Origin of the sequence: Blastomonas sp. AAP53, assembly GCF_000331245.1 — a bacterium.
Classification (GTDB): domain Bacteria; phylum Pseudomonadota; class Alphaproteobacteria; order Sphingomonadales; family Sphingomonadaceae; genus Blastomonas.
Map to the genome: position 1 here is coordinate 497163 of NZ_ANFZ01000009.1, position 25474 is coordinate 522636.

Consider the following 25474-nt stretch of genomic DNA (forward strand, 5'->3'; position numbering starts at 1 on the left):
GCGTCAGGCAACCTGCAATGCACCAGCGTGCGCCATTATCTCGCTGGCGCGGCCAGCCTCGGCCATCAGCACGGCAAAATCGGGTATATTGGTGTCCCATTCGATCAGAACGGGCCTGGCACTTGCGCGCGCCACGAACCTGTCGAACAGCTTCCAGGTGAGGGCGGTCACGTTCGACCCGTGGTCGTCGATCAGCAATGGACGGCCCGCGTGCCACTCGGTGGCATGGCCGGCCAGGTGGATCTCCCCGACGAGTGCAGGGTCGATCGCATCTATATAGGCGAATGGGTCGGACTGCAGATTGGTGCAGCTCACCTCGACATTGTTGATATCGAACAGCAGGCCGCAGCCGCTCTTCGCGCAGAGTGCGTGGAGGAATTCGACCTCGTCCATGTCATCGTGCGCAAAGGCCAGATAGCGCGACGGATTCTCGATCAGTATCGAGCGTCCGAGCCTGTCCTGCACGCGACCAATCTGCGTGGCGACATGGTCCAGCGTGGCGCGGGTGTAGGCGAGCGGCAGAAGATCGGGGTAGCGGTCGGCACTGTTGCCCGACCAGCTCAGATGGTCGGACACGCTGGCAGGATCGTACCGCAAGCACAGCGCTGCAAGCTGCTCCAGCTCGTCTTCGTCGAGCCCCTCGGCCGTGCCGATCGACAGGCCGACGCTGTGGAAACTGAGCGGCAACCGCTCTGCCACCGCCGTGAGCCAGCGATGGGGCGGCCCACCATCGACGAAATAGTTCTGCGGGTGCACCTCGACCCATGCGGGCACAGGGACACCCGATTGGGGCTCCAGAACATCGCGATAGTGGGCCGGCTTCAGCCCGATGCCCGTTTCGGGGGGCAGGAACATCGGGCCTTCGACCATCGGGCAGGGTCAGCCCTTGGGCGCCGGCTTGGCGTTGCCCTTGAGCGGGGTCAGCGAACCGCCCATCTTGGCGCACTCACCCTTGGCAACATATTTCCAGGCGCTGCCCTGATAGTCGATGGTGGAGGTTCCGGCGCACGAGGTGCCAGGGCCGGCAGCGCAATCGTTCTTGCCCTTCAAGGACACGCCATAGCATTTTTCCTTTTCGCCAGCGGCTGCGGCAGGCGTTGCTGCGACAGTCGCAGCGGCCAGGACAGCGGCGGCAGCGGCACCAAGGGTGAGCATCGAGTTCGACATGGGAGTTCCTCTCAATTCTTTAAGGTCACAAAGGCTACAGTGGTCATCAGCGGACAGCCGGGACGGTGCGCCCTGCCTGCCCTGTCATCTATTCGTCCCGTTCTGATGCGGGGTTACCCCGTTTCCGCCATGGGCGCAAAAAATTCCACAGCACAAGCCTTGACCGATGCGTGGCGACCGCTATCTAGCGCAACGTTAGCACTCACCTCGACCGAGTGCTAATCGTGATGCGGGCGCAAATGAATGCGCCTGCCGCGCAGGGGGTTTCACTAATTTCAGTGACGCAAGGAAAGGCTTAACGCATGACATTTCGTCCGTTGCACGACCGGGTTCTGGTGCGCCGCATCGAAGCCGAAGAGAAGACCGCTGGCGGGATCATCATCCCCGACGCAGCCAAGGAAAAGCCGTCGGAAGGCGAAGTCATCGCCGCTGGCGAAGGCGCGCGTGACGACGCCGGTGCGCGTATCGCGCTCGACGTCAAGGTTGGCGACAAGATCCTGTTCGGCAAGTGGTCGGGCACCGAAGTGAAGATCAACGGTGAAGACCTGATCATCATGAAGGAAAGCGACATTCTGGGCATCATGGGCTGATCGATCCGATCATCCTGACTGACCTAAATCGATATTGAAGGAACATCTCTCATGGCTGCTAAAGACGTAAAGTTTGGCCGCGACGCCCGCGAACGCATTCTGCGCGGTGTCGACATTCTCGCTGACGCCGTAAAGGTCACGCTGGGCCCCAAGGGCCGCAACGTCGTGATCGACAAGAGCTTCGGCGCGCCGCGCATCACCAAGGACGGCGTTACCGTCGCCAAGGAAATCGAACTCAAGGACAAGTTCGAGAACATGGGCGCGCAGATGGTCAAGGAAGTTGCTTCCAAGACCAACGACATCGCCGGTGACGGCACCACCACCGCCACCGTTCTGGCTCAGGCCATCGTGCGTGAAGGCATGAAGTCGGTTGCTGCCGGCATGAACCCCATGGACCTCAAGCGCGGCATTGATCTGGCGGTGACCAAGGTCGTCGACTCGCTCAAGGCACGCTCGAAGCCCGTCGCCGGCACCAACGAGATCGCCCAGGTTGGCACCATCTCGGCCAATGGCGAGAAGGAAATCGGCGAGATGATCGCGCAGGCCATGGAAAAGGTCGGCAAGGAAGGCGTCATCACCGTTGAAGAAGCCAAGGGCATGGAATCGGAACTGGATGTCGTTGAAGGCATGCAGTTCGACCGCGGCTACCTGTCGCCCTACTTCATCACCAACCCGGACAAGATGACGGTTGAACTCGACAACCCCTACATCCTGATCCACGAAAAGAAGCTGTCGAACCTGCAGGCGATGCTCCCGATCCTGGAAGCTGTCGTTCAGACCGGTCGTCCGCTGCTGATCATCGCAGAAGACATCGAAGGCGAAGCGCTGGCGACCCTGGTGGTCAACAAGCTGCGTGGCGGCCTGAAGGTTGCTGCGGTCAAGGCTCCGGGCTTCGGCGATCGTCGCAAGGCGATGCTGGAAGACATCGCGATCCTCAGCAAGGGTGAAATGGTCAGCGAAGACCTGGGCATCAAGCTGGAAAGCGTCACGCTGGGCATGCTCGGCCAGGCCAAGCGCGTTTCGATCGACAAGGACAACACCACCATCGTCGATGGTGCCGGTGAAGCCGACGCGATCAAGGCCCGTGTGGAAGCCATCCGCAGCCAGATCGAGAACACCACCAGCGATTACGATCGTGAAAAGCTGCAGGAACGTCTGGCGAAGCTCGCCGGCGGTGTTGCCGTGATCAAGATCGGTGGCGCTTCGGAAGTCGAAGTGAAGGAAAAGAAGGACCGTGTCGACGATGCGCTGCACGCAACCCGCGCAGCCGTTGAAGAAGGCATCGTCCCCGGCGGCGGTACGGCCCTGCTGTATGCAACCCGTGCGCTCGAAGGCATGACCGGTCTCAACGACGACCAGACCCGCGGCATCGATATCATCCGCAAGGCACTGTACGCTCCGGTTCGCCAGATCGCACAGAACGCAGGCCATGATGGCGCTGTCGTCTCGGGCAAGCTGCTCGACGGCAACGACGAAACCCTGGGCTTCAACGCATCGACCGATGTTTATGAAAACCTGGTGGCAGCCGGCGTGATCGACCCGACCAAGGTCGTGCGCGCTGCTCTGCAGGACGCTGCTTCGGTTGCAGGCCTGCTGATCACCACCGAAGCTGCCATCTGCGATGCGCCTGAAGACAAGTCTTCGGGTGGCGGCATGGGCGGCGGCATGCCCGGCGGCATGGGCGGCATGGGCGGCATGGATTTCTGATCCACGCACGTTCGGCTTCCAAGCCAACGCACAAGAATTGGGGCCGGAGGGGAAACCTTCCGGCCCTTTTTCGTGTCAGGCGGTAGCGTTGAGCGCCGCTTCCATTTCCGCCGCCCGGGCGTCGTAAAACCGTGACTGCATGGCCTGGACGATATGCTCCGGGCTGGTGGCCGGCGTGCCCCCTGCGAAAGGCGGCGCGGGGTCGTATTCGAAGTTGAGCTGGAGCGACCGTGCGACATCCTCGCCGTGTAGATGCGCGATGATCGTCAGCGCGAAGTCGATGCCCGAGGTCACGCCGCCTGCGGTCACGACATTGCCGTCGAACACGGTGCGCGCATTTTCATGAAGCGCGCCGACCATCGGCAACAGGCTGGCATAGCCCCAGTGCGTCGTCGCGCTTTTGCCTTGCAGCAAGCCTGCCCGCCCAAGGATGAACGCGCCGGTACACACGCTGGTGATCCATTGCGCGCCCGAGGCCTGACGAGCCACGAAATCGATCAGCCGACTATCGCTGAGCGCGTGTGCAACGCCCAGCCCTCCGGGAACACACAGCAGATCGGCCTGCGGGCAGTTGGCGAAGGTCACCGTCGGCATGATGCCGAAGCCGACATCGGTCATCACCGGGTCAAGGCTCGCCGCCGCCACATGGACCTTCGCGCCCGGCATCCGGCACAGGAACTGCGCAGGTCCGGTGAAATCGAGCTGGGTCACATTGTCGAACAGGACAAAGACAACGTTGAAGGGTGTCTGGGCGTCGATCATGAGCATGCCTTTCATCAAGAAGGTTGCCCAGGCGCGCGACATAACGATACCGCCCGCTCCCCGATGGTGGTCCATCTGATGCGCCAGTTGCGGGCCGCTCGATTGTATTGCGCCCATGCCGGTCTGCCAAGCGGCCTTTTGCGGCAACATAAACCCAATCCAATCCGCACTTTTCGCACGCTGATCACGGCTGGCTATCCCCTCCATGTTATGTCATAGAGGATGCCATAACATGGAGGGGATAGCCTATGCGCCGCCTGCTGACCGTCGCCGTCATATTGCTGGGAGTCCTGGCCCTGGTTGGCTGGATAGCGCGCGAGCGGCTCGGTGAAATCGTGTTCGCGCGGGCGCTTGAGGCCTCGTATGGCAGCGACGCCACCGCCGATCTTGGCGATGGGCTACACGTCATCCTGTGCGGGACCGGCTCTCCCCTCCCCGATCCGGCGCGCGCTGGCCCCTGCACCCTGGTGATCGCGGGCAAGCAGGTGTTTCTGGTCGATTCGGGCTCGGGGGCAGGACGCAGGATCGGGCAGATCGGGGTGTCGCTCGGCAAGATCGACGCCGCCTTCCTCACGCATTTCCACTCGGACCACATCGATGGTCTGGGCGAGGTTCTGATGCTGCGCTGGGCCAGCAGCGGTCGTGCATCGCCCTTGCCGGTCTATGGCCCCCAGGGCGTCGATCGGATCGTCTCGGGCTTCGACACCGCCTATACCGCTGATTACGGCTATCGCATCGCGCATCACGGAGCTGACATCATGCCGCGCAGTGGCGCGGGCGCGCGTGCCAACACCATCTCGCTAGGCGGCAAGACTGCAACCTCTGTGGTCTATGCAGGGTCAGGCGTGCGCGTAACGGCGTTCCTTGTCAATCACAGCCCGATCGAGCCCGCTCTGGGTTATCGGTTCGATTACAAGGGCCGTTCGGTGGTCATCAGCGGCGACACCGCGCCGACAGCGTCGGTAGCTAAGATGTGCAATGGGTGCGATGTGCTCGTTCACGAAGTGCTCAACATCGACATGGTCAGGCAGATCTCCGCGACAGCCAAGGCCCGTGGCGATGCCAGGGTGGGCAAGATCATGTCGGATATCACCAACTATCACAGCTCGCCCGTGGCGGTGGCTGGTGTCGCGCGGCGGGGCAAAGCGCAGATGCTGCTGTTCACCCACATCGTGCCGCGGATGCCGAGCGCGCTCTTGCACCCCTATTTCCTGCGGGGTGTGGCGGATGCCTATTCGGGCAAGGTGGTGATGGGGGAGGATGGAATGCGGATCAGCCTGCCCGCCGGATCCAGCCGGATCGAGCAGGCTGATCTGCTGTAGATCGGTTCAGTCGGCCTTGCGCGAGACCTCGCCTTCGGCTTCGTCCCATTCCTGTTCGATCTTGTCGCCAGCCTTTTCGGCTTCGGCATCAAGATCGCGTGCAGCCTTGTCAACGCTGGCTTCGACGTCGTCCATGGTGTTGTCGATCGCCTGGCCGGCAGTGTCCACATTGGCCTCGATATCGTCGCCGGCAGCTTCAGCAGCTGCCTCGGTCTTTTCCTCGGTCTCTGCTGAGCAGGCCGCCAGGCCCAGGGCGAGTGCGGCAACGCCGACGATGGCTAAATTACGCATGAAATAGCTCCTTCTTGATGGCGCCGGATATGGCGCCTTCCCCGTCGGGTTTACGCGCAGTCGTGCAGCAGGTTCCCCGCCGCGCAGTTCCAGTCCGACCAACTCTCAAAATTGCATGACCCTGCCAAGCCGCGCTGCTATCGCTTGGCCTATGTCACAGCAGAACCACCTCTACCTAGTCGACGGATCGTCCTATATCTTTCGCGCCTATCACCGGCTGCCGCCGCTGACCAACCCAGAAGGCACGCCGGTTGGTGCAGTCTATGGCTATACCACGATGTTGTGGAAGCTGGCCGATGATCTGCACAAGGCCGATGGCCCGACGCACATGGCGGTGATTCTCGACAAGAGCTCCAAGAGCTTCCGCAATGATCTGTACGACCAGTACAAGGCGCACCGGCCTGCCCCGCCCGAAGACCTGGTGCCGCAGTTCCCGCTGATCCGCGATGCGACGCGCGCCTTTTCCATGCCGTGCATCGAGGAAGACAATGTCGAGGCGGACGATATCATCGCCAGCTATGCGCTCGATGCGCTGGCCAAGGGGTGGAAGGTCACCATCGTCTCCTCCGACAAGGATCTGATGCAGCTGATCCAGCCCGGGCTCGACATGCTCGACACGATGAAGAATGTGCGCATGGGGCCCGAGGCCGTGATGGAGAAGTTCGGCGTCACGCCCGAACAGCTGGGCGATGTGCTGGCGCTGATGGGCGATGCCGTCGATAACGTCCCCGGCATTCGCGGCGTTGGCCCCAAGACGGCATCCAAGCTGATCGTCGAACATGGCGATCTTGAAAGCGTGCTGGCAGCCGCACCATCGATGAAGCCCTCGAAGATGCGCGACAGCCTGATCGAGCAAGCCGAGATGGCGCGGCTGAGCAAGGTGCTGGTGACGCTCAGGGACGATTGTCCGCTGCCCAATGCGCTTGATGATTTCCTGCTCAAGGATATTCCGCCAGAGCCGCTGGCCGCGTTCCTCAAGCTGCACGGCTTTACCAGCCTGCTGCGCAAGCTGGGTGCCAGCGGACCTGCCGAAGCGGCTGCGCCTTCCTCGTCATCAACGTCCGATCCCGCTGCGCCGAGGTCCGACAATGCGATTGCACCTCAGGCCCTGGTGATGCCGCCGATCGATGTCGATGCCTATGTCTGCGTGCAGGATATCGAAACGCTGGATGCCTGGATCGCGCGGGCGCGCGCCGCTGGCACGATCGCGGTCGACACCGAGACCGATTCGCTCGATTCAATGCAGGCGCGGCTCGTCGGCGTGAGCCTGGCCGTTGCGCCGGGAGAGGCCTGCTATATCCCGCTGGGTCATGGCGGCAGCGACATGTTCGCCGAAAAGCCCGAGCAGATCGCGATGGACGACGCCATCGCACGGCTGAAGCCGTTGCTGGAGGACGACAGTGTCCTCAAGATTGGCCAGAACATCAAATACGACCTCAACGTGCTGGCCCGCCATGGCATCATGGTGGCGCCGATCGATGACACGATGGTCATGAGCTTTACCCTCGACGCAGGGCACGAGTTCGGCAGCGGCGGGCATGGCATGGACGCGCTTGCGCAGCGGCATCTGGGGCATGAATGCATCAGCTTCAAATCGCTGACCGGGACCGGCAAGAAGCAGATCGGTTTCAATGAGGTGCCGCTGAGCGATGCGACTCGCTATGCCGCCGAGGACGCCGATGTCACCTTGCGGTTGTGGCATGTTCTGCGTCCGCGCATGCCCGCAGAAGGGGTCAGCCGCGTCTATCAGATGGTCGATCGTCCGCTGATCCCCGTGGTCGCCGCGATGGAACGCAGCGGCATCAAGGTCGATCGCGAGCAGCTCGCCGCCCTCAGCCACGATTTTGCCACTCGCATGGCCGCGCTCGAGACCGAGATCCACGAGCTTGCCGGGCAGAGCTTTTCGATCGGCAGCCCCAAGCAGCTGGGTGAGATCCTGTTCGACAAGCTGGGCCTCAAGGGCGGCAAGAAGGGCAAGACCGGTGCCTATTCCACCGATGTCACCGTGCTCGAAAAGCTCGCCGGCGAAGGGTCGGAGATTTCGCGCAAGGTTCTGGACTGGCGGCAACTCGCCAAGCTCAAATCGACCTATACCGACGCGCTGCAGGAACAGATCAATCCGCAGACGGGACGGGTCCATACCAGCTACAGCCTGGTCGGGGCGCAGACCGGGCGGTTGTCGTCGACCGAGCCCAATCTCCAGAACATTCCCATCCGCACCGAAATCGGTCGCCAGATCCGGCATGCCTTCGTCGCCGAGCCCGGCAACGTCATCCTGGCAGCGGACTACAGCCAGATCGAACTGCGGCTGGCGGCGCATATGGCCGATGTCGAGACCCTGCGCGATGCCTTCGCGCACGGCGAGGACATTCACAACCGCACGGCGCAGGAGCTGTTCGGCGAGGTCAACCGCGATACGCGCGGGCGGGCCAAGACGATCAACTTCGCGATCCTTTATGGCATTTCACGCTGGGGGCTGGCCGGAAGGCTCGAGGTCAGCGCGGACGAGGCGCAGGCAATGATCGATACCTATTTCCAGCGTTTTCCGGGTATCAACCGCTATATCGCCGAGACGATGGAGAGCGCGCGCGAGACCGGTTATACCGAGACGCTCTTCGGCAGGAAAACGCACTTTCCCCGGATCAACTCCAAGAACCAGGCCGAACGGCAGGGCAGCGAACGCGCGGCGATCAATGCGCCGATCCAGGGAACAAGTGCCGATATCATCAAGCGTGCGATGGCGCGCATGGTGCCTGCGCTGCAGGCGGCCGGACTGACGAACGTGCGGATGCTCCTTCAGGTGCACGATGAACTGGTGTTCGAGCTCCCCGAAGCCGATGTCGAAGCCGCTTCTGCCGTCATCCGTACGGTGATGGAAAATGCAGCGGAACCTGTGGTCAGGCTTAGCGTACCGTTGGGTGTCGAGATCGGTACCGGGCCGAGTTGGGGTGCTGCTCACTGATGATCAATATCGTTCGCCAGATCCTCATCCCAAACAACCCAGATCTGGATGCGACAGCCTTCACCGACCCGATGTTCACGAGCATGGTCGGCCAGTTTCTGCTGCATAATTACAAGCTGTGGTTGCTCGGCATCGGCATCGTCGTGTTGCTAGTCGCCTGGTTGCCGCTGCTGCTCAAGAAGTTGCCATTGTCGCTGCCGATCATCTTCGTTGGCTTCGGCATGGCCATGTTCTCCTTCACGCCGCTTGGGCAATTCTCTCCGCATCCCGTCGAATCGCCCGTTCTGATCGAGAAGGCGACCGAATTCATCGTCATTATCTCGCTGATGGGTGCCGGCCTGAAGATCAGCAGGCCATTGAGCTGGGCTGGCTGGAAGATCACGGTGCGCCTGCTGGCAGTCGTGATGCCACTCACCATCGGCCTGATCGCGCTCTCGGGATTGTGGATACTCGGGCTGCCGCTGGCATCTGCACTGTTGCTGGGCGCATGCCTGGCACCGACCGATCCAGTGCTCGCATCTGACGTCCAGATTGAAAAACCCGACGGCGAAGACAGCGATGAGGCGCGTTTCGCGCTGACGTCCGAGGCGGGACTCAATGACGCGCTTGCATTCCCGTTTGTTCATCTCGCGCTTGTGGCCAGTGTTGCTGGCCTTGGCTGGTCTTCGGTGGGCCTTTGGGCATGGCATGATGTTGTCTGGCGGCTGGGTGTGGGCGCGCTGGTGGGCGCTGCCGGAGGCTGGCTACTCGGGCAGATCATCTACCGCCTGCCTCAGGATACGCGGCTTTCCCGCACTGGCGATGGCTTCATCGCTGTGGGAGCAACGCTCGCTATCTATGCCTTGACCGAATTTGCGCACGGCTACGGTTTTCTGGCGGTCTTTATCGCCGGACTGATCCTGCGCCGGTCGGCCGATGGCGACGACTTCAATTCCGAACTGCACGATTTTGCCGATGAGACCGAGCGGTTGGTGATGATGGTATTGTTGGTGCTGTTCGGCGGAATGCTGACCGGCGGCGAACTGCTATCGGACATCGGCTGGACCAATGTGCTTGTCGCGGCGCTGGTGCTGCTCGTGATCCGTCCGGTGATTGGTTATCTGGCGCTGGTCGACATCGATCGCCCCCCGCTCGAGCGATTCATCATCGCCTTTTTTGGTATCCGGGGGCTGGGGTCGGTCTATTATCTCGCTTTCGGCCTCAACCACGGAAACTTCGAGAACCAGAATGTGCTGTGGGAGACGCTAGGGCTGATCGTGCTGGGTTCCATTCTGCTGCACGGCCTCACGGTGACGCCCTTCATGCGCCTTCTCAACCACCGGATGGGCAAGCCCGCCGACTGAGCAGGCCAGCGATCCGGAACATCATTCGCGCGACAATGCCTGCGGATAGCATCCCAGCACCCGCACCCATTTGCTGTGATAACCGAGCACTTCGAGCGCGCGATCGACTGCGGGCTGGCCAGGCATGCCCTCGATATCGGCGAAGAATTCTGCCGCAGCAAAGCTGCCGTCGCGGATATAGCTTTCCAGCTTGGTCATGTTGATGCCATTGGTGGCAAAGCCCGACAGCGCCATGAACAGCGCTGCAGGGATGTTCTTCACTTCAAAAATGAAGGTGGTCATCACCTTGCCGGTATCGGGCAGCGGATCGTCGCGATGCGCTGCAAGCACGACAAAGCGGGTCATGTTGTGCGCGGCATCCTCGATGCCCTCGGCCACGACCTTCAGCCCGAAGACCTCGCCCGCCAGCCTTGATGCGACGGCGCACAATCCCGGCTCTTCCGATTCTGCGACAAATGCAGCAGCACCGGCGGTATCGGGATAGTTCACCGGCTCCATTCCGTTGGCGCGCAGATAATGCCGCGTCTGGCCCAGAGCCTGCGGATGGCTGACGGCGGAATGGTAGGGCCCGTCGCCCTTGGCCAGCAGGCAGTGGCGCACCGGCAGAAAATACTCGGCGACAATCGTAAGGCCGCTTTCAGGCAGCAGGAAATGAATGTCGGCCACGCGCCCATGTTGCGAGTTCTCGATCGGGATGATCGCGCGCGCGGCGCGGCCATCCTTCACCGCGTCCATGGCATCCTGAAAGGAGAAACACGGCAGCGGATGCCAATCGGGGGCAAAGCCGCTGGCCGCAATATGCGAATAGGCTCCGGGCGCGCCCTGATAGGCAATGGCGCGCTCCGGCTCTTGAGCGGCGATTCGCGCCATGTCCTCAACCATCAGACGGGCGATCTGGGGATAGCTTTGCATGGGCAGGGCGCATAGGCAGGCTACGCCGTAACGACAAGGCGAAATCGCGCGTGTCGGGGCTTGCAGAGCGCCCGGACCATGATTAGAGGGGGCGGCGGACCGGCCTGTTGCGACGCGGCAATGGGCCTGACGATACGATGGCTATTCCGGTTTTTGGGACCGGGCTATCCGGGTTTTGACCTTCACGGCGCCGTGTGACCATGGCGCCTGCGCAAAAGATGAGGCAACAGGGCATGCAGGACATCAAAAACACGGTTGCAGGTTGGGTGCTTGCAGGGGGCATCGCCGCCCTGGGTCTCTCGATCATCAGCGGCAAGGTGTTCCATGCCGACAAGCCCGAGCGTCCTGAAAAGCTGGGCTATGTCATCGAGGGCGTCGTTTCGTCAGAAGGTGAAGGCGCAGCGGCTGAAGTGCCGATCGCCACATTGCTCGCCAGCGCCGACCCCGCCAAGGGCGAGAAGGTGTTCGCCAAGTGCGGCTCGTGCCATTCGATCAACAGCGGCGGTGCCAATGGCATCGGCCCCAACCTGTACGGCGTTCTGGGCAAGCCCCATGCTGCAGTGGCGGGCTTTGCCTATTCCGATGCTCTCAAGAGCAAGTCTGGTCCGTGGACGTTTGACGAGATGAACGCCTGGCTGACCTCGCCCAAGGCCTATGCCGATGGCACCAAGATGAGCTTTGCCGGCCTTGGCAAGGCCGAAGACCGCGCCAACCTGATGGCGTGGATGAACACCCAGAGTGCTAGCCCGCTTCCTCTGCCGGCGGCACCGGCTGCTGATGCAGCGCCCGCCGCTGAAGGCGAAGCAGCCGCTCCTGCCGAGGGCGAGGCAGCGCCTGCGGGTGATACCGCTGCAGCGGCGGCACCTGCCGCGAGCTGACTTCCAGCAGGCAATCGTTACAGGATAAAGGCTCCGCCAGCGATGGCGGGGCCTTTTTCATTCCTCATCCAGCCGCAACAGGCTTTCCTCGATGCGGATATTGCGCGTCGCCAGCCGAATTTCGGCAATGAACAGCAGCAGGCCGGAGATCAGCAACGTCATCGCCAGAATGAAGCCCCCGGCGACGAACTGACCGAACTGATAGCCGGTCAGCGACAGCACAAAGATCGCAGCGATCACCACGGCAACCGTGACCGCGCTCAATGTTCCCATCAGGATGGCCTTGTTGACGATGCCGGCGCGCCGATCGAGGATGCGCAGCTCGTTCACCACCTGAACATGCGCCTCTCCCTTGGTCTTGTGAAACTCGGCCATCTGCACCCGCTCACGATCGATCACCCGTGCCAGCCGGTTGGCGAACATCTGCAGGATGTTGCCCGTGGCCAGCAACAGGAAGGCAGGCGCCATCGCGATCTGGATCAGCCGCCCGATCTGCCCGATATCAAGATCCGTGATTGACATGATGGCGGCTTTTCCCCTGCTTGAACGCTCGAGCGGACTATAGACAGCCGCGCTGCCCCATCAATCGGCAATCGCCGCCTGATACCTTTGTGCAAGCCAGCCTGATCCCTGCGGAGAAAGCCTGGCGATCTGGCGCTCGCGAGCGTCCGGGCCTGTTTCAGCCAGCAAGAGCGCACGAATGGCCGACCAGCGCAGCCGATCGACCCCATGGCGCGTGGCGATGGTCTCGAGCATATCGCGCGCATTTTCAGGATCGAGCGCCAGCGCAAGCTGCGCCAGGGTATCGCCGGTGCATCCCGTCAGCACCCGTGAAATCGTGGATGTGGCAAGGTCATATTGAAACTGGTCGGTCCATGTCTGGACGGGCGCACTGTGCATCAGATTGATCGAGACCGACAGGCTGTCTGGCGCATGCTGGCAATGGATATCGCGCCGCGCGCGATAGTGCATCACCTGCCCCGGCGCCAAAACGCTGCTGCCGACGCGGCGCAGCGCGACACGTTCGCCGACAAACCCGGTGATGGTATCGGGATCGACCGCATAATGGTCGCTGCGATAGCCAGGGCCGTGATAGCCGATGGTGAGGAAATCGAAATTGTGGTCGTGCGCCAGACCATAGACAAACGCCGCCTCGCCGCTGTCGCGCAGCACCGCCTCTTCGTGCGAGGGCCAGATATTGGCGCGCAGGAACCATCCGGGCCGGGCGCGTCCCAAAAGCATCACCTGCGGCGAATACCCCTGCCAGCCCGTTCGGGCACACCCGGCTTTCAGGTCGCGCAGCGCAAGTTCGCCCAGGAATTCACGGTTGGCGGCAAGCCGCGCCAGCCAATGTGCAGCCCCGGCAACCGATAAGGGATCATCAGGCGCAAAACCCGAGGCATCCAATGCGGCAAGGCACTCCTCGAGCGTACAAGGCTCTGCAGGGTCAGTGAGTATCGGCTGTGCCATGCTTGCCGCCCCCCATCGCTGCGAGTTCGGGATAGCGCGTCAGCAGCGTCGCTCGCGTCTGTGCCGCCTGTCGGCGCAGTCCGGCGTCCGGATCGTCGCGCATCATCGCTTCGAGCAGTTCAAAGCCGGCCTGAGAATCGATCGCCAGCGCCTCCATGACACCATGCCAGCGCAAGTGCGGCGACCATTGCCCCAGGCTGTCGCGGATTACCTGCAGGGCCTGGTTTATCTGGAGCGAGCGCAGCAGCGACACGGTCATCCGCGTTCGGCCTTCGTGCGATTGTGCCTGACGGACCCGCAATACCGCTCCGCTGTCCGCATCGCATTCGATCGCTTGCGTGGCCATCGGATCGCGCACCATCATCCGCACCAAGACGGCATCTGCGCCAACATGGCTGAACCGCAGCGCCTCGGTCGCGTTGTCGAGAAGAAACTCCTCTCCACCCCGCACCACACACGGCTCTTCGGCCCATGCGCGACGGGAAATATTGCTGGGGACCCTCAGGTGCCGCTGGACCCAGATATCATCGGCAACCAGGAAGCGGAGCCGGGTCCAGCCATCGACAAACTCGACGATCGATTTTGCGCCGTGACGATCGGCCATCCGCGCCTGCCAGCCATCTGCAGAGATCATCGCAAGCGACAGATGCACCCGTCCATCATCAACCAGAACCAGAGACTGCAGCACCGGATCGGCATAACCTCTGGGCAACTCAGCAGGATGCAGTGCCATCAGCGCAAGCCTGTGGTGCAACCATTGGCTCGCAAAACCACGGGCGCACACAATCGGCCAGAGCATTTCGGCCAGAGCATCGGCCCTCGCGTCAGGATTGTCCTGCACAATGCGGTTGAGCCATATGTGCGGAGCCACGCGGGACGATCCGCCGCCCGTATTAACCGCCGCCACTTTCGTAGACCACGATCACCGCAATGATCCACAAGTCGTCGGTCGCGCTCATCACCGGCTGGTCATTCAGTCTCGCACCGTGCAGCGCAATCGGGTGGGCGTAGCCAGGCAGTTCGGAAATCCGGATGACAGGCGGCTTGCGGTCTGCGGCCATGAACAGCTTCCTTTGTACGACGGGTTGACGAACAGGTGGGAGCGTGCAGAGTTCTCAGCGCTATTTCCAATTATCGTCCGTTAATCGGACTGGCCAGGAATCGAACGAGCCTTCATGACCGAAACACCCACCGCATCGCCCGGAAAGGGCAGTGCATTTGACCCTAGCATGTTCCACGGTCTGATATCGTCTGTCGGTCACGGCGGGCATCTGGGCATGCGCTATCGCGGCCATGGTGACAGCTGGGTCGAGCTCGAACTGCCTTATGCCGAATCGCTGATCGGCGATGTCGATACCGGGGTGATCGCTTCCGGACCGATCATCAGCCTGATGGACAGCGCCACCAGCCTGTCGGTCTGGACTGCCATCGGTGCATTCCGTCCGCAGGTGACGCTCGACCTTCGCGTCGATTACATGCGCCCCGCCACCCCCGGCAAGACCGTGGTCGGGCGCGGTGAGTGCTACAAGGTCACCCGGTCGATGGCGTTCGTGCGGGGGATTGCCCATGATGGCGACCCCGCCGATCCGGTGGCGCATGTTGCCGGCACCTTCATCCGTATCGAAAACTTTCTGGGCTGAACCATGAACACTGACGACATCATATCGGCCGTGCGCGGTTTCATGCCGCCGTTCGCAACCTCGATGGGCATGGCTGTGGATCATCTGCACGATGGCCTGCCGGTGATCGCCTTCGATTATGGCCCACAGGTGATGGGGCGTCCGGGCTTTCTGCATGGCGGCGCGATGAGTGGGCTGCTGGAGATCGCCGCGGTTGCAGCGTTGCGCGTGACATTGGGCAGCGACGAAGGATCGGTGAAGATCAAGCCGGTGAACATCACGATCAACTTCATGCGCGGCGGCCGCGAGGCACGCACCTATGCGCTGGGCGAGGTGACGCGGATCGGACGGCGGGTCGCCAATGTCGAAGCCAAGGCCTGGCAAGACGATCCCGCCAAGCCGATCGCCACGGTGTTCATGAACTTCCTGCTCAGCCAGCCCAGCTGAGCCGGACGGTCACGCCCTCGGTTGCCGGGGGCTCCCCCTCCCCGATCGAGCGCATTGCTGCATCAGCGCGCGCGCGTGCGAGGATGGCAGGCGGCATGTCGACAGGATGCAGCACCAGATCGGCGCTGCCCAGCAACCTCACCTGCCGCAGGGTGAGGTCTTCAGGGTCAGCCGAGTGCAGGGCAATCTCGTACAGGCCCGAGGCGATCCCATCGCCGCCTTGCGCGACCCATCGGGCCACGGCATCGCCATCATGGTCAGCCAGCGGATCGAGCGCGCCGCCAGGCGCCAGCGCCGCATCGATCGCACGCCGCCGTTCGGGCCCGCCAGGCCAGCGATCGCGAATGCTCTCGCGCGCTGCATCCAATGCTCGCGCCAGCACTCCCAGCGTCGCCGGCAGCTGGCCCTCGAGCCGCTGACGCAGCGCCTTGGCAAGACCCGCCGAAGCGCCGCCTGTACCGATGGCGATCAGCACCGGATCGCGGTCGATGATCGCAGGCGTGGTGAAATCGCACAAAGCAGGCCGGTCGACGGCATTGACCAGCATCCCGCGCGCCTTGAGCCGTTCGACGGCGGCAACCGCCTCGTCCTCGTCCTCCAGCGCCACGATGGCAACGCGGGCGTGGCGATCATCCTCGCCCACGCAGATCCCGCCGGCCCGCTCGATCAGCCGCCGCTTCGCATCGGCCATGTCGCCGCTGCCGATCAGCATCACCGGCCTGCCGCGCAGGTTGAGGAAGACCGGCAGCTGGTTCACAGCCAGTCGGGCACCTGTTCTGCCGCCATGATCTCCGCCGGGCTGATCCGGTTGGCGACCACCGCGAAGCGATCGCCATCAACCAGAACCTCGGCAACGATACCGCGGCTGTTGTAGCTGCTGGCCATCGTCGCGCCATAGGCGCCTGCGGTGCGGAAGATGGCGAGATCTCCGGCGGCAACGCTATCGATATCGCGGCCCATGGCGAAAGTATCGCCGCTCTCGCACACGGGACCGACGATGTTCGCCGACATTCGCGTGCCATCGGGCGCCACTGCCTCGAAATCATGCCAGGCATCGTACAGCGCAGGCCGGGCCAGATCGTTCATCGCGGCATCAACCACGACGAACGGATCGCGAATTCCCGGCTTGACCCGAATGACGCGGGTGAGGAGCACGCCTGCATTGCCCGCAATCACGCGGCCCGGTTCGAACTGGATCACGGCGTCCCAGTCGCGCGTCACGCGAGCGACCAGCGCGCCATATTCGGCGGGAGACGGTGGATTGTTCAACGCCTGATACGGCACGCCCAGGCCGCCGCCCAGATCGACATGGGTGATCGCATGGCCTGCACTGCGTAGATGCGCGACCAGATCGCCGATCTTGCCGAACGCCGCCTCGAGTGGATCGAGGCTGAGCAGCTGGCTGCCGATATGCACCGCGACGCCGCGGAGCTGGATTCCCGGCAGCTCGGACAGTCGCTGGTAGATGCCCGGGCCGACATGCAGCCCGACACCAAATTTGTTGTCCGCCTTGCCGGTCGAGATCTTGGCGTGCGTTCCCGCGTCGACATCCGGATTGATCCGCAGCGATGCAGATGCGGTCAGCCCCATGGCATCCGCAACGGCGGCCAGCATCTGGCCTTCCTCTTCGGATTCGATATTGAACTGGCCGATGCCCTTGGCCAGTGCGTGGCGCATTTCGCTGTCGGTCTTGCCGACACCCGAAAACACGATGTCATGCGCAGCGATCCCTGCGGCCAGCGCGCGGTCCAGCTCTCCTGCAGAAACCACATCAGCGCCATAGCCGCGCTGGGCCAGCACCTTGAGCACCGCAAGGTTGGGATTGGACTTGACCGCAAAGGCCAGGTGCTTGCGCTCGACGCCTGCCAGCCCTTCGCGAAACACGTCGGCATGACGCTCGAGCGTGGCGCGCGAATAGACGTAAACCGGCGTACCGACGTCTTCGGCAATCCGCGACAAGGGCACCTGTTCGGCAAACAGTTGCCCATCTACCAGGGAGAAATGGTCCATTGGTGTGTAGAACCTTGGTTATTCGGGGGGAAGATCGAACGGATCGTCGGCGCGGGACTCCGACTTGCGGCGAAGCTCGACATTGCGCTCGGGCCGCGCCTGGGTGCTGGGCTCCATCAGTTGATCAGGCGCGGCGGGTCCAACGCTGCCATAAGCTGACGGCACGGGCTGCATGCCCTCGACAGCCGTCAGCTTCTGGCGGCTGCCACAACCGGGGAGCATGACCAAGGCCATGGCGCCAGCACCGGCGAGCAGCATGAAGGGCTTACGCGGCATCGTCATTCTCCCGCCAGCGCAGCACGGGCGCGGGCCACCTGCAGCCTTACCTGATCGGGCGCGGTGCCGCCATAGCTGTTGCGGCTGGCGACCGAGGCATCGACCGATAGGGCGGGATAGACAGCGTCTGTAATTCGCGCGTCGATCGCCTGCAGATCGGCGATCGGCAGTGTGTCAAGCGCAACGCCCCTGCCCTCGGCCAGCTTGACCACCGCGCCGGTGATGTGATGCGCCTCGCGGAACGGAATGCCCGCCTGCCGCACCAGCCAGTCGGCAAGGTCGGTCGCGGTCGCAAAGCCGCGCTCGGTCGCCTTGCGCATGGCATCGGTCACGAACGTCGTCTCGGCGACCATGCCCGTCATCGCGGCCAGGCTCAGCATCAGCAGCCCCTCGCACTCGAACACCGGCGGTTTGTCGTCCTGCATGTCCTTGGAATAGGCGAGCGGCAGGCCCTTCATCGTGATCATCAGCGCGGTCTGGCAGCCGATGATCCGTCCGGCATGGCCGCGCACCAACTCGGCGGCATCGGGATTGCGCTTTTGCGGCATGATCGACGATCCGGTCGAGAAGCTGTCGGGCAGCTTGACGAAGCCGTACGGCTGGCTTGCCCAGATGATGAACTCTTCGGCCAGGCGCGACAGGTGCAAGGCGCACTGCGCGGCAGCGTTGAGGTAATCGAGCGCAAAGTCGCGATCCGACACGGCATCGAGCGAATTGGCGGTGGGCCGGTCAAAGCCCAATGCAGCGGCCGTCATGTCGCGGTCGATCGGGAAGCCGGTGCCGGCCAGCGCGGCAGATCCCAACGGCGACTGGTTCATGCGTGCCCGCGCGCTGGCGAAGCGGTCGCGGTCGCGCGCGAACATTTCATAATAGGCGAGCAGATGGTGGCCCAGGGTCACCGGCTGCGCGATCTGCAGATGGGTAAAGCCAGGCATGATCGCATCGGCATGGCTGTCGGCACGCTCGACCAAGGCGGTCTGCAACGCCTTGAGCGCCGCATCGGCGGCATCGCACGCATCGCGGACCCAGAGGCGAAAGTCAGTCGCGACCTGATCATTGCGCGAGCGGGCGGTGTGCAGCCGTCCCGCCGCCGGGCCGATCAGTTCGGCCAGCCGCGCCTCGACATGCATGTGGATGTCTTCGAGCGACCAGTCCTCGGTTACGCCATTGGCGGCATATTCTTCGGCGATCTGCTTGAGGCCTGCCGTGATGGTTTCGGCATCGGCGGCGGGAATGATCCCCTGCGCGCCCAGCATGGCAACATGCGCCAGCGACCCATCGATATCCTGCCGCCACAGCGCCTTGTCGAACGGGATGGAAGCATTTATGGCCCGCATCACGTCGGATGGCCCGGCGGCAAAGCGTCCGCCCCACATGCTGTTGGAGTTGTTTCCCATGCCTATCGCCCATCTATCCAGCAGACGCCTCTGGCCGGTGGTGGCCCTGGCCGCGCTGGCAACTGGCGCGTGCGATAAGCAATCACCTGCCGGGGGGCAACCCGCCGCGACTGAAAAAGCCGCAGAAAAGGCAGGGCCGCAGGTTCCGCTGTCCGGGACGCTCGATATCTCGCAGCGGGGCAAGGCTGCACCCGATGTCACCTTCACCGATCCTGACGGCAAGACCACCAGCCTTGCCGCGTTCAAGGGCAAGCCGGTTCTCGTCAACCTGTGGGCGACCTGGTGCGGGCCATGCGTGGTGGAAATGCCGACGCTCGATGCGCTGGCCGCGCGCGAAAAGGACCGGCTGGTGGTGCTGACGGTGTCTCAGGACATGCAGAATCTCGACAAGATCAAGCCGTTCTTCGACCAGAAGGGATTCAAGACGATCCAGCCGTTCACCGACGAGGAGAACAACCTCGGCTTCAGTTACATGACGGGCGTGATGCCGACGACGGTGCTTTACGATGCGCAGGGCAAGGAAGTGTGGCGGATGATCGGCGGCATGGACTGGAACGGCAGCCGCGCCTCTGCGCTGATGGAAGAGACGCTCGCCAAGAGCTGAGCGGGAATTACATCAGGATCGGAGCGATGACACGGCAGGGCTTTCGCGCTGTCTCTTTCTTGATGCGCGGCGGAGAGGTTAGCACCCGGCGCTTGCCGACACAGTCGCCCTGGACCGGAACCGAACGCTCGGCCGCCGCCATCATCCCTGGCTGGGCGGGAAGTGCGCTTCCCAATATCACGGCAAGGACAAGATGGCTCGGCATGCGCGCGGTAATGAATTTACATCCCTGACCGGTAGCTGAACGAAACCTGTCAGCGAATATTATGCATTGGTGGTGTGGGATGTTGGCAACAGCATCGTTGGCTATCGCTCGGGATCATGGTGGGCGATGACAGGCTCGAACTGCCGACCCTCTCGGTGTAAACGAGATGCTCTACCAACTGAGCTAATCGCCCATGATCGTGTGAGGATTGCGCCCCTGCCATTTTTGTGAGGCGCGCGCAAGAGGGTGATCAACGGCTTGGCGCTTTCCAATTCGCCGGGGGGCAGCTATCGGCGCAGGCAACCTATCAAGATCGCCACTCATGGAGAATCACCTTATGCGCCCATCAGGCCGCGCCCCCGACGAAATGCGCACCATCGGAATCGAAACCGGCTTCACGAAGCATGCCGAGGGCAGCTGCCTGATCAGCTTTGGCGATACCCGCGTGCTGGTGACCGCGAGCATCGAAGAGCGGCTACCGCCCTGGATGAAGGGCAAGGGCGAAGGCTGGGTGACGGCGGAATATTCGATGCTGCCGCGCGCCACGCACACGCGCGGCCAGCGTGAGGCCGCCAAGGGCAAGCAGTCGGGCCGCACGCAGGAAATCCAGCGGCTGATCGGTCGTTCATTGCGCGCGGTCGTCGACCTCAAGAAGCTGGGCGAGCGCCAGATCACCATCGATTGCGATGTCATCCAGGCCGATGGCGGAACTCGCACCGCGTCGATCTCGGGTGCATGGGTTGCACTGCGGCTCGCAGTCAACGGCCTGATGGCGCAGGGCCTGATCAAGGAAGACCCGATCACCGCGAAGGTCGGCGCGATCAGCTGCGGCATCTATCAGGGCACGCCGGTGCTGGACCTTGACTATATCGAGGATTCGAACGCCGATGCCGACGCCAATTTCGTGCTGATCGAGGGCGGCAACATCGCAGAGGTACAGGCAACCGCTGAAGGCGCGCCATATGACGAGGAAGCGCTGCTGCGCCTGCTGCGCCTCGCCCGCATGGGCTGTGCGCAGATCTTCGAGGCGCAAGACCGGGCGGTTTCCTGAACCCATGGCCGCCCGCAAGCTCGAACCCGGCAGGCTGGTGATCGCCAGCCACAACCAGGGCAAGGTCCGCGAGATTCGTGCGCTGCTCGAACCCTATGGCATCGATCCGGTTTCCGCCGGCGATCTCGGCCTGGCCGAGCCTGAGGAGACCGGCACGACCTTCGCCGAGAACGCGCTGCTCAAGGCGCATGCCTCGGCGAAGGCATCAGGGTGCGTGGCGCTGGCCGATGACAGCGGCCTGTGCGTGGCAGCGCTGGGCGGCAGGCCTGGCGTCTACACCGCCGATTGGGCCGAACGGCAGTGGTTCGAAGGCGAACCGGGCCGCGACTGGTACATGGCGATGGGCAAGGTCGAAGGTCGTCTCGCCGAACTCGGCGCAGCCGTGGACCGCAGCGCCTATTTCATCTGCACGCTCGCGCTGGCCTGGCCCGATGGTCATTCGGAAGTGTTCGAGGGCCGCGTCAATGGTTCGCTCACCTGGCCCCCGCGCGGGCTGATGGGTTTCGGTTATGACCCGGTGTTTGTCGCCAGCGGATTCGACCAGACCTTTGCAGAGCTGGACCCGGCGCACAAGCACGCCATCAGCCACCGCGCCGATGCCTTCGCCAAGCTGGTCAAGGCGTGCTTTTGAACAAGAACGAACCCCTCTCCCCTCCTGCAGGCGCGCGGGGAGAGGCGTTGGCGCTGTATATCCACTGGCCGTTTTGCGTCTCCAAATGCCCGTATTGCGACTTCAACAGCCATGTCCGCGAGAGCGTCGACGTGGCGCAGTGGCAGGCCGCGCTGCTCGCCGACCTTGCGCATGAGGCATCGGTGCTGCCCGATCGCACCCTGGGATCGATCTTCTTCGGTGGCGGCACGCCGTCCTTGATGCCGCCCGCGCTGGTTGAAACCCTGATCTCGCAGGCTGGGCGGCACTGGCGGTTTGCCGACGATATCGAGATCACGCTGGAGGCGAACCCCTCGTCGGTCGAAGCGGCGCGCTTTGCCGATCTGGCGCGCGCCGGGGTCAACCGGGTGTCTCTCGGACTGCAGGCGCTGGATGACGAGACCCTGGGCTTTCTGGGCCGCGCGCATTCGGTGGACGAATCGCTCCGGGCGCTGGCCACGGCTCAGCAGCATTTCGGACGCGTGACATTCGATCTCATCTACGCTCGCCCTGGCCAGACGGTGGAGCAATGGGATGCCGAGTTGCGACGCGCGCTGGCATTCGGCACCGGCCATCTGTCGCTGTATCAGCTGACCATCGAGCCTGGGACCCGGTTCGAAACGCTCGTGCGGCGCGGAGACCTGATCCCCGCCGATGACGACCATTGCGCCGACCTGTTCGACCTCACCCGCGCGGTCACCGCACAGGCGGGTCTTCCAGCGTACGAGATCAGCAACCACGCGCGCCCCGGTGAGCAGAGCCGCCACAACCTGACGTACTGGCGTTATGGCGACTATGCCGGCATCGGACCCGGCGCGCACGGGCGGCGCGGCAGCCTGGCCACCGAGCGCCATCGCAAGCCAGAAAACTACCTCTCGGCCATCACGCGCAACGGCCATGGCCTGTCGGTCGAACGTCCGCTCGATGCGGATACACAGGCGACCGAGGCGCTGCTGATGGGGCTCAGGCTGGCAGAAGGGGTCGATCTGGAACGGGTGGCCGCCCAATCGGGCGTCGATGCGGACAGACTGATCGACGCCAAGGCAGTGGGTCGTCTGGCAGAACTCGGTCTGGTCGAACGCAGCGACATGCACATCACCGTGACCGAGCAGGGTATGCCCTTGCTCGACGCGATCCTTGCCGAGGTCGTCGCGATTGAGCCAGAAGCACCGGTCTGATAGCCTCAGCGCATGAGTGAACCGTTGCCCGCAACCCGGCTGATCGAACGATGGCGCGGGCATCTCGCGGACAATCGCCGCCGATCTCTGCATACCGTGCGTGCCTATGTCGCGACCGCCGAACGATTGAGCGCATTCCTCGCCGAGCATTGGGGCGAACCTGCGCATTCCAAACGCTTGGCATCGGCATCCCAGGCTGATCTGCGCGCCTATCTGGCGTCAAGGCGCGGTGATGGCCTCGCCAACCGCAGTGCCGCGCGAGAACTGTCCGCAATGCGCGCCTTCCTCGCCTTTGCCGCCGAGCAGCATGAGGGCGCTGTCGTTCCGCCGCGCCTCAAAGGTCCGCGCATCAAGCGCAGTCTGCCGCGCCCTATCGCGCCCGATGACATTATGGCGCTGGGCGATGCCATGGCGGCGCGCGATGCCGCAGCCTGGGTGCAGGCGCGCGACTGGGCGGTGCTGCTGCTGCTCTATGGGGCAGGGCTGCGCATCAGCGAGGCGACGGGGCTGACCGCAGCGGTGCTGCCGCTGGGTGAAAGCTTGCGCATCATCGGCAAGGGCGGCAAGCCGCGCGTCGTGCCCGTGCTGCCCCAGCTGCAACAGGCCCTAGCGCATTATGCCGCACTCGTGCCCTTTGCGTTGAAGGCCGACGAGCCGCTGTTTCGCGGCACGCGCGGCGGACCGCTGTCGCCCGCGCTCGTCCGCCGCGCGATGATGAACGCACGCCGCCTCCTGGGGCTGTCGGAGGATGCAACGCCGCATGCGCTGCGCCACAGCTTTGCCACGCACCTGCTCGCAGGCGGCGCCGACCTGCGCTCGCTGCAGGAGCTGCTGGGCCATGCCAGCCTTTCCTCGACGCAGATATACACGCAGGTCGATGCTGCCCAGCTTCTCGACGTTTATGAAAATGCCCATCCGAGGGCTTGAGCGGCGGGCGAAAGTGTATGCCTAGGTCCCTCGACTTCGCTCGGGACAGACGAATTGGAGGCAGAGCCAACCAACCTCTCCGAGGTCCCGAGCGAAGTCGAGGGACGTAAAGCGCTACGACGCCTCCTGGTCACTCCTGGCAGGCCGCCAGAAGATCACCCGCACCAGATAGACCAGCACGATCAACCCGATCACACCGGTCGATATCGGCCCGGTCCACGCATCGATCTCCTCGACCCGCGCGCCCAGCTGAAAGCCGATGCCGGCAAACACCACGTTCCACAGGCCTGCACCGGCAAATGTCCACAGCAGGAACTTCGTCCGGCTCATCCGGAAAATACCGGCGGGCAGCGAAATCAGTGTTCGGACCGTGGGGACCATTCGCGCGAAGAAGATGGTCGAAGCGCCGTGCCGATGAAACAGTCGGTTGAAGCGCTCGATTTCGCGATGATCCAGCGTCAGCCACCGGCCCCAGCGGGCGACGAAATGCTCGAGCCGCGTGGGGCCAAACGATCGGCCGATGGCATACCAGAAATAGTTGCCCGCGACCGATCCGATGGTGCCGGCTAGGATCATCACCCACAGGTTGAAATGGCCCTTGCCCGCCTCGATCCCGGCCAGCCCCATGATCAGTTCGGACGGGATCGGCGGAAACACGTTTTCGAGCGCCATCAGCAGCGCGACACCCCAATATCCGCCACTGGCCACCAGATTGATGATAAAATCGTTCATTCTCAGGTCTTCAGGCGCGCCTCGATCGCATCCCAGATCATGCCTGCAACATCGCTGTTGTTGAAAGCGCTGATCGCGACGATGCCGGTGGGCGATGTGACGTTGATCTCGGTCAGCCACTTGCCGCCGATCACATCAATACCCACGAACAGCAGCCCGCGTTCCTTGAGCTCGGGCCCCATGGCGTCGCAGATTTCCTGCTCGCGCGGCGTCAGCGTTGCGGACTCGGCATAGCCGCCGACCGCCAGGTTGGAGCGGAACTCACCCTCACCCGGCTTGCGGTTGATCGCGCCAGCCACCTTGCCGTCAATCAGCACGATGCGCTTGTCGCCTTCGGCCACTTCGGGAAGGAAAGGCTGGACCATGAACGGTTCGCGCCAGATCTGCCCGAACAGCTCGACCAAAGCCGAGAGGTTCGCGCCATCCTCTCCCACCAGAAACACCGCTTTGCCGCCATTGCCATGCAGCGGCTTGACGACGATCGCACCGTGTTGCGCCTGGAAGCGTTTCACCTCGTCGAGCGAGCGCGTCACCAACGTTGGCGGCATGAAGCGTTCGAAATCGAGCACGTACACTTTCTCGGGCGCATTGCGCACCGAGGCCGGGTCGTTGACCACCAGCGTGCGCCCCTTGAGCCGCTCGAGAATGTGCGTGGCGGTAATATAGCCGACGTCGAACGGCGGATCCTGCCGCATGAGCACGACATCGACATCCTCGCCCAGATCGAGCCGCACCGGATCGCCAAAGGTGAAATGGTCTCCGGCCACATTGCGCACCGTCACCGGATGCGCGTGAGCGGTTACCTGCCCGGCCTCATAGGTCAGCGTCTCCACGTCGTAATGATAGAGCGTGTATCCGCGCGCCTGCGCCGCCAGCATCAACGCGAAGCTGCTGTCGCCCTTGATGTTGATGCCGGGCATCGGGTCCATTTGCACCGCGATTTTCATGGGAATAGGCCTTTGTCTTCGGGTTGTT

28 protein-coding genes, 1 tRNA gene and 1 riboswitch are annotated in these 25474 nt (G+C 63.2%); of the genes, 13 read left to right on the forward strand and 16 right to left on the reverse strand.

Annotated features, from left to right (window positions below; translation table 11 throughout):
* Positions 1 to 3: 3 nt before the first annotated feature.
* Together D618_RS0109335 and D618_RS0109340 are read right to left on the reverse strand one after the other, a co-directional pair.
* Positions 4 to 870, reverse strand: a complete 867-nt coding sequence (locus D618_RS0109335; protein ID WP_017671246.1) for a DUF692 domain-containing protein — start codon at positions 868 to 870, stop codon at positions 4 to 6.
* A gap of 9 nt (positions 871 to 879) precedes the next feature.
* The gene (locus D618_RS0109340) at positions 880 to 1167 is read right to left on the reverse strand and encodes a DUF2282 domain-containing protein (RefSeq protein ID WP_017671247.1); all 288 of its coding nucleotides are present in this window, start codon (positions 1165 to 1167) and stop codon (positions 880 to 882) included.
* 302 nt (positions 1168 to 1469) lie between these two features.
* On the opposite strand from D618_RS0109340, the gene groES reads away from it, so the two are divergent.
* Together groES and groL are read left to right on the forward strand one after the other, a co-directional pair.
* Positions 1470 to 1757 (forward strand): co-chaperone GroES, encoded by a 288-nt coding sequence (gene groES / locus D618_RS0109345; protein ID WP_017671248.1) that lies wholly within the window; start codon positions 1470 to 1472, stop codon positions 1755 to 1757.
* A gap of 51 nt (positions 1758 to 1808) precedes the next feature.
* The gene (gene groL, locus D618_RS0109350) at positions 1809 to 3464 is read left to right on the forward strand and encodes a chaperonin GroEL (RefSeq protein WP_017671249.1); all 1656 of its coding nucleotides are present in this window, start codon (positions 1809 to 1811) and stop codon (positions 3462 to 3464) included.
* A 75-nt stretch (positions 3465 to 3539) separates the two neighbouring features.
* Here the strand turns inward: groL and D618_RS0109355 are convergent, their stop codons facing one another.
* Positions 3540 to 4226, reverse strand: a complete 687-nt coding sequence (locus D618_RS0109355) for a DJ-1/PfpI family protein (RefSeq protein WP_040370501.1) — start codon at positions 4224 to 4226, stop codon at positions 3540 to 3542.
* An 18-nt stretch (positions 4227 to 4244) separates the two neighbouring features.
* Positions 4245 to 4327: riboswitch (ZMP/ZTP riboswitch) on the reverse strand.
* A 147-nt stretch (positions 4328 to 4474) separates the two neighbouring features.
* Between D618_RS0109355 and D618_RS0109360 the strand changes: the two genes are divergently transcribed.
* Positions 4475 to 5548 (forward strand): MBL fold metallo-hydrolase, encoded by a 1074-nt coding sequence (locus D618_RS0109360; protein WP_017671251.1) that lies wholly within the window; start codon positions 4475 to 4477, stop codon positions 5546 to 5548.
* A gap of 6 nt (positions 5549 to 5554) precedes the next feature.
* On the opposite strand, the gene D618_RS0109365 is transcribed toward D618_RS0109360, so the two are convergent.
* Positions 5555 to 5839, reverse strand: a complete 285-nt coding sequence (locus tag D618_RS0109365; protein WP_017671252.1) for a hypothetical protein — start codon at positions 5837 to 5839, stop codon at positions 5555 to 5557.
* A 151-nt stretch (positions 5840 to 5990) separates the two neighbouring features.
* Between D618_RS0109365 and polA the strand changes: the two genes are divergently transcribed.
* Both polA and D618_RS0109375 read left to right on the forward strand, forming a co-directional pair.
* Complete coding sequence (polA, locus tag D618_RS0109370; RefSeq protein ID WP_017671253.1) at positions 5991 to 8801, forward strand: DNA polymerase I; 2811 nt, start codon at positions 5991 to 5993, stop codon at positions 8799 to 8801.
* Positions 8801 to 10144: a cation:proton antiporter gene (locus D618_RS0109375; RefSeq protein WP_017671254.1), complete on the forward strand. Its 1344-nt coding sequence runs from the start codon at positions 8801 to 8803 to the stop codon at positions 10142 to 10144. Before polA ends, D618_RS0109375 begins: the two co-directional genes overlap by 1 nt.
* Positions 10145 to 10165: 21 nt before the next feature.
* On the opposite strand, the gene D618_RS0109380 is transcribed toward D618_RS0109375, so the two are convergent.
* A complete protein-coding gene (locus D618_RS0109380; protein ID WP_017671255.1) occupies positions 10166 to 11056 on the reverse strand; it encodes a prephenate dehydratase in 891 nt (296 codons plus the stop codon).
* Between the two features lie 233 nt (positions 11057 to 11289).
* Between D618_RS0109380 and D618_RS0109385 the strand changes: the two genes are divergently transcribed.
* Positions 11290 to 11934 carry a cytochrome c family protein gene (locus tag D618_RS0109385; protein WP_026091493.1) on the forward strand — a complete coding sequence of 215 codons (645 nt, stop codon included), beginning with the start codon at positions 11290 to 11292 and terminating at the stop codon, positions 11932 to 11934.
* A 57-nt stretch (positions 11935 to 11991) separates the two neighbouring features.
* Here the strand turns inward: D618_RS0109385 and D618_RS0109390 are convergent, their stop codons facing one another.
* The 4 genes from D618_RS0109390 to D618_RS19865 all read right to left on the reverse strand — a co-directional run bounded on the left by D618_RS0109390 (position 11992) and on the right by D618_RS19865 (position 14465).
* Positions 11992 to 12456, reverse strand: a complete 465-nt coding sequence (locus D618_RS0109390) for a DUF2721 domain-containing protein (RefSeq protein WP_017671257.1) — start codon at positions 12454 to 12456, stop codon at positions 11992 to 11994.
* A 60-nt stretch (positions 12457 to 12516) separates the two neighbouring features.
* On the reverse strand, positions 12517 to 13404 hold the full coding sequence (locus D618_RS18115; protein WP_152414618.1) for a transposase: 888 nt from the start codon (positions 13402 to 13404) through the stop codon (positions 12517 to 12519).
* The gene (locus tag D618_RS0109400; protein WP_152414619.1) at positions 13382 to 14137 is read right to left on the reverse strand and encodes a hypothetical protein; all 756 of its coding nucleotides are present in this window, start codon (positions 14135 to 14137) and stop codon (positions 13382 to 13384) included. The genes D618_RS18115 and D618_RS0109400 overlap by 23 nt, the downstream gene beginning before the upstream one ends.
* 160 nt (positions 14138 to 14297) lie before the next feature.
* Complete coding sequence (locus D618_RS19865; RefSeq protein ID WP_017671260.1) at positions 14298 to 14465, reverse strand: hypothetical protein; 168 nt, start codon at positions 14463 to 14465, stop codon at positions 14298 to 14300.
* A gap of 168 nt (positions 14466 to 14633) precedes the next feature.
* Between D618_RS19865 and D618_RS0109410 the strand changes: the two genes are divergently transcribed.
* Both D618_RS0109410 and D618_RS0109415 read left to right on the forward strand, forming a co-directional pair.
* Positions 14634 to 15044 carry a PaaI family thioesterase gene (locus D618_RS0109410; protein WP_017671261.1) on the forward strand — a complete coding sequence of 137 codons (411 nt, stop codon included), beginning with the start codon at positions 14634 to 14636 and terminating at the stop codon, positions 15042 to 15044.
* Between the two features lie 3 nt (positions 15045 to 15047).
* Positions 15048 to 15470: a PaaI family thioesterase gene (locus tag D618_RS0109415; protein ID WP_017671262.1), complete on the forward strand. Its 423-nt coding sequence runs from the start codon at positions 15048 to 15050 to the stop codon at positions 15468 to 15470.
* Here D618_RS0109415 and D618_RS0109420 read toward each other — a convergent pair.
* From D618_RS0109420 to argH, 4 genes are read right to left on the reverse strand one after another with little or no spacing between them, the layout of a single operon-like run.
* Complete coding sequence (locus D618_RS0109420) at positions 15454 to 16227, reverse strand: bifunctional precorrin-2 dehydrogenase/sirohydrochlorin ferrochelatase (RefSeq protein WP_017671263.1); 774 nt, start codon at positions 16225 to 16227, stop codon at positions 15454 to 15456. The two genes, D618_RS0109415 and D618_RS0109420, sit on opposite strands and share 17 nt — an antisense overlap.
* Positions 16224 to 17480, reverse strand: a complete 1257-nt coding sequence (gene lysA / locus D618_RS0109425; protein ID WP_017671264.1) for a diaminopimelate decarboxylase — start codon at positions 17478 to 17480, stop codon at positions 16224 to 16226. The genes D618_RS0109420 and lysA overlap by 4 nt, the downstream gene beginning before the upstream one ends.
* Before the next feature lie 18 nt (positions 17481 to 17498).
* The gene (locus D618_RS0109430) at positions 17499 to 17762 is read right to left on the reverse strand and encodes a hypothetical protein (RefSeq protein ID WP_017671265.1); all 264 of its coding nucleotides are present in this window, start codon (positions 17760 to 17762) and stop codon (positions 17499 to 17501) included.
* Positions 17759 to 19132, reverse strand: a complete 1374-nt coding sequence (gene argH, locus D618_RS0109435; protein WP_017671266.1) for an argininosuccinate lyase — start codon at positions 19130 to 19132, stop codon at positions 17759 to 17761. Before argH ends, D618_RS0109430 begins: the two co-directional genes overlap by 4 nt.
* A 19-nt stretch (positions 19133 to 19151) precedes the next feature.
* On the opposite strand from argH, the gene D618_RS0109440 reads away from it, so the two are divergent.
* Entirely contained in the window at positions 19152 to 19757 is a 606-nt protein-coding gene (locus D618_RS0109440) for a TlpA disulfide reductase family protein (RefSeq protein WP_238550633.1), read from the forward strand.
* A 322-nt stretch (positions 19758 to 20079) separates the two neighbouring features.
* Here the strand turns inward: D618_RS0109440 and D618_RS0109450 are convergent.
* A tRNA-Val gene (locus D618_RS0109450) sits at positions 20080 to 20155 on the reverse strand.
* Between the two features lie 144 nt (positions 20156 to 20299).
* On the opposite strand from D618_RS0109450, the gene rph reads away from it, so the two are divergent.
* The 4 genes from rph to D618_RS0109470 are packed head-to-tail and all read left to right on the forward strand — an operon-like array spanning position 20300 to position 23767.
* Positions 20300 to 21013: a ribonuclease PH gene (gene rph / locus D618_RS0109455; RefSeq protein WP_017671269.1), complete on the forward strand. Its 714-nt coding sequence runs from the start codon at positions 20300 to 20302 to the stop codon at positions 21011 to 21013.
* Positions 21014 to 21017: 4 nt separating this feature from the next.
* Complete coding sequence (gene rdgB / locus D618_RS0109460) at positions 21018 to 21644, forward strand: RdgB/HAM1 family non-canonical purine NTP pyrophosphatase (protein WP_017671270.1); 627 nt, start codon at positions 21018 to 21020, stop codon at positions 21642 to 21644.
* On the forward strand, positions 21641 to 22840 hold the full coding sequence (hemW, locus tag D618_RS0109465) for a radical SAM family heme chaperone HemW (protein WP_051041317.1): 1200 nt from the start codon (positions 21641 to 21643) through the stop codon (positions 22838 to 22840). Before rdgB ends, hemW begins: the two co-directional genes overlap by 4 nt.
* Before the next feature lie 12 nt (positions 22841 to 22852).
* Positions 22853 to 23767 carry a tyrosine recombinase XerC gene (locus D618_RS0109470; protein WP_017671272.1) on the forward strand — a complete coding sequence of 305 codons (915 nt, stop codon included), beginning with the start codon at positions 22853 to 22855 and terminating at the stop codon, positions 23765 to 23767.
* A 114-nt stretch (positions 23768 to 23881) separates the two neighbouring features.
* On the opposite strand, the gene D618_RS0109475 is transcribed toward D618_RS0109470, so the two are convergent.
* Positions 23882 to 24499, reverse strand: a complete 618-nt coding sequence (locus D618_RS0109475) for a DedA family protein (RefSeq protein WP_017671273.1) — start codon at positions 24497 to 24499, stop codon at positions 23882 to 23884.
* 2 nt (positions 24500 to 24501) lie between these two features.
* Entirely contained in the window at positions 24502 to 25452 is a 951-nt protein-coding gene (gene gshB / locus D618_RS0109480; protein WP_026091498.1) for a glutathione synthase, read from the reverse strand.
* Positions 25453 to 25474: the final 22 nt, after the last annotated feature.

Bases quoted from the DNA above. Each gene is read 5' to 3' on its own strand.
- D618_RS0109430 (WP_017671265.1), bottom strand. From the start codon at position 17,762: ATGACGATGCCGCGTAAGCCCTTCATGCTGCTCGCCGGTGCTGGCGCC.
- D618_RS0109340 (WP_017671247.1), bottom strand. From the start codon at position 1,167: ATGTCGAACTCGATGCTCACCCTTGGTGCCGCTGCCGCCGCTGTCCTG.
- D618_RS0109470 (WP_017671272.1), top strand. From the start codon at position 22,853: ATGAGTGAACCGTTGCCCGCAACCCGGCTGATCGAACGATGGCGCGGG.
- D618_RS0109410 (WP_017671261.1), top strand. From the start codon at position 14,634: ATGTTCCACGGTCTGATATCGTCTGTCGGTCACGGCGGGCATCTGGGC.
- D618_RS0109375 (WP_017671254.1), top strand. From the start codon at position 8,801: ATGATCAATATCGTTCGCCAGATCCTCATCCCAAACAACCCAGATCTG.
- polA (WP_017671253.1), top strand. From the start codon at position 5,991: ATGTCACAGCAGAACCACCTCTACCTAGTCGACGGATCGTCCTATATC.
- D618_RS0109440 (WP_238550633.1), top strand. From the start codon at position 19,152: ATGCCTATCGCCCATCTATCCAGCAGACGCCTCTGGCCGGTGGTGGCC.
- D618_RS0109385 (WP_026091493.1), top strand. From the start codon at position 11,290: ATGCAGGACATCAAAAACACGGTTGCAGGTTGGGTGCTTGCAGGGGGC.
- rdgB (WP_017671270.1), top strand. From the start codon at position 21,018: ATGGCCGCCCGCAAGCTCGAACCCGGCAGGCTGGTGATCGCCAGCCAC.
- groES (WP_017671248.1), top strand. From the start codon at position 1,470: ATGACATTTCGTCCGTTGCACGACCGGGTTCTGGTGCGCCGCATCGAA.
- lysA (WP_017671264.1), bottom strand. From the start codon at position 17,480: ATGGACCATTTCTCCCTGGTAGATGGGCAACTGTTTGCCGAACAGGTG.
- argH (WP_017671266.1), bottom strand. From the start codon at position 19,132: ATGTGGGGCGGACGCTTTGCCGCCGGGCCATCCGACGTGATGCGGGCC.
- D618_RS0109475 (WP_017671273.1), bottom strand. From the start codon at position 24,499: ATGAACGATTTTATCATCAATCTGGTGGCCAGTGGCGGATATTGGGGT.
- D618_RS0109390 (WP_017671257.1), bottom strand. From the start codon at position 12,456: ATGTCAATCACGGATCTTGATATCGGGCAGATCGGGCGGCTGATCCAG.
- rph (WP_017671269.1), top strand. From the start codon at position 20,300: ATGCGCCCATCAGGCCGCGCCCCCGACGAAATGCGCACCATCGGAATC.
- groL (WP_017671249.1), top strand. From the start codon at position 1,809: ATGGCTGCTAAAGACGTAAAGTTTGGCCGCGACGCCCGCGAACGCATT.
- D618_RS0109335 (WP_017671246.1), bottom strand. From the start codon at position 870: ATGGTCGAAGGCCCGATGTTCCTGCCCCCCGAAACGGGCATCGGGCTG.
- D618_RS0109415 (WP_017671262.1), top strand. From the start codon at position 15,048: ATGAACACTGACGACATCATATCGGCCGTGCGCGGTTTCATGCCGCCG.
- D618_RS0109365 (WP_017671252.1), bottom strand. From the start codon at position 5,839: ATGCGTAATTTAGCCATCGTCGGCGTTGCCGCACTCGCCCTGGGCCTG.
- D618_RS0109380 (WP_017671255.1), bottom strand. From the start codon at position 11,056: ATGCAAAGCTATCCCCAGATCGCCCGTCTGATGGTTGAGGACATGGCG.
- D618_RS0109355 (WP_040370501.1), bottom strand. From the start codon at position 4,226: ATGATCGACGCCCAGACACCCTTCAACGTTGTCTTTGTCCTGTTCGAC.
- D618_RS0109400 (WP_152414619.1), bottom strand. From the start codon at position 14,137: ATGGCACTGCATCCTGCTGAGTTGCCCAGAGGTTATGCCGATCCGGTG.
- D618_RS19865 (WP_017671260.1), bottom strand. From the start codon at position 14,465: ATGGCCGCAGACCGCAAGCCGCCTGTCATCCGGATTTCCGAACTGCCT.
- D618_RS18115 (WP_152414618.1), bottom strand. From the start codon at position 13,404: ATGGCACAGCCGATACTCACTGACCCTGCAGAGCCTTGTACGCTCGAG.
- D618_RS0109360 (WP_017671251.1), top strand. From the start codon at position 4,475: ATGCGCCGCCTGCTGACCGTCGCCGTCATATTGCTGGGAGTCCTGGCC.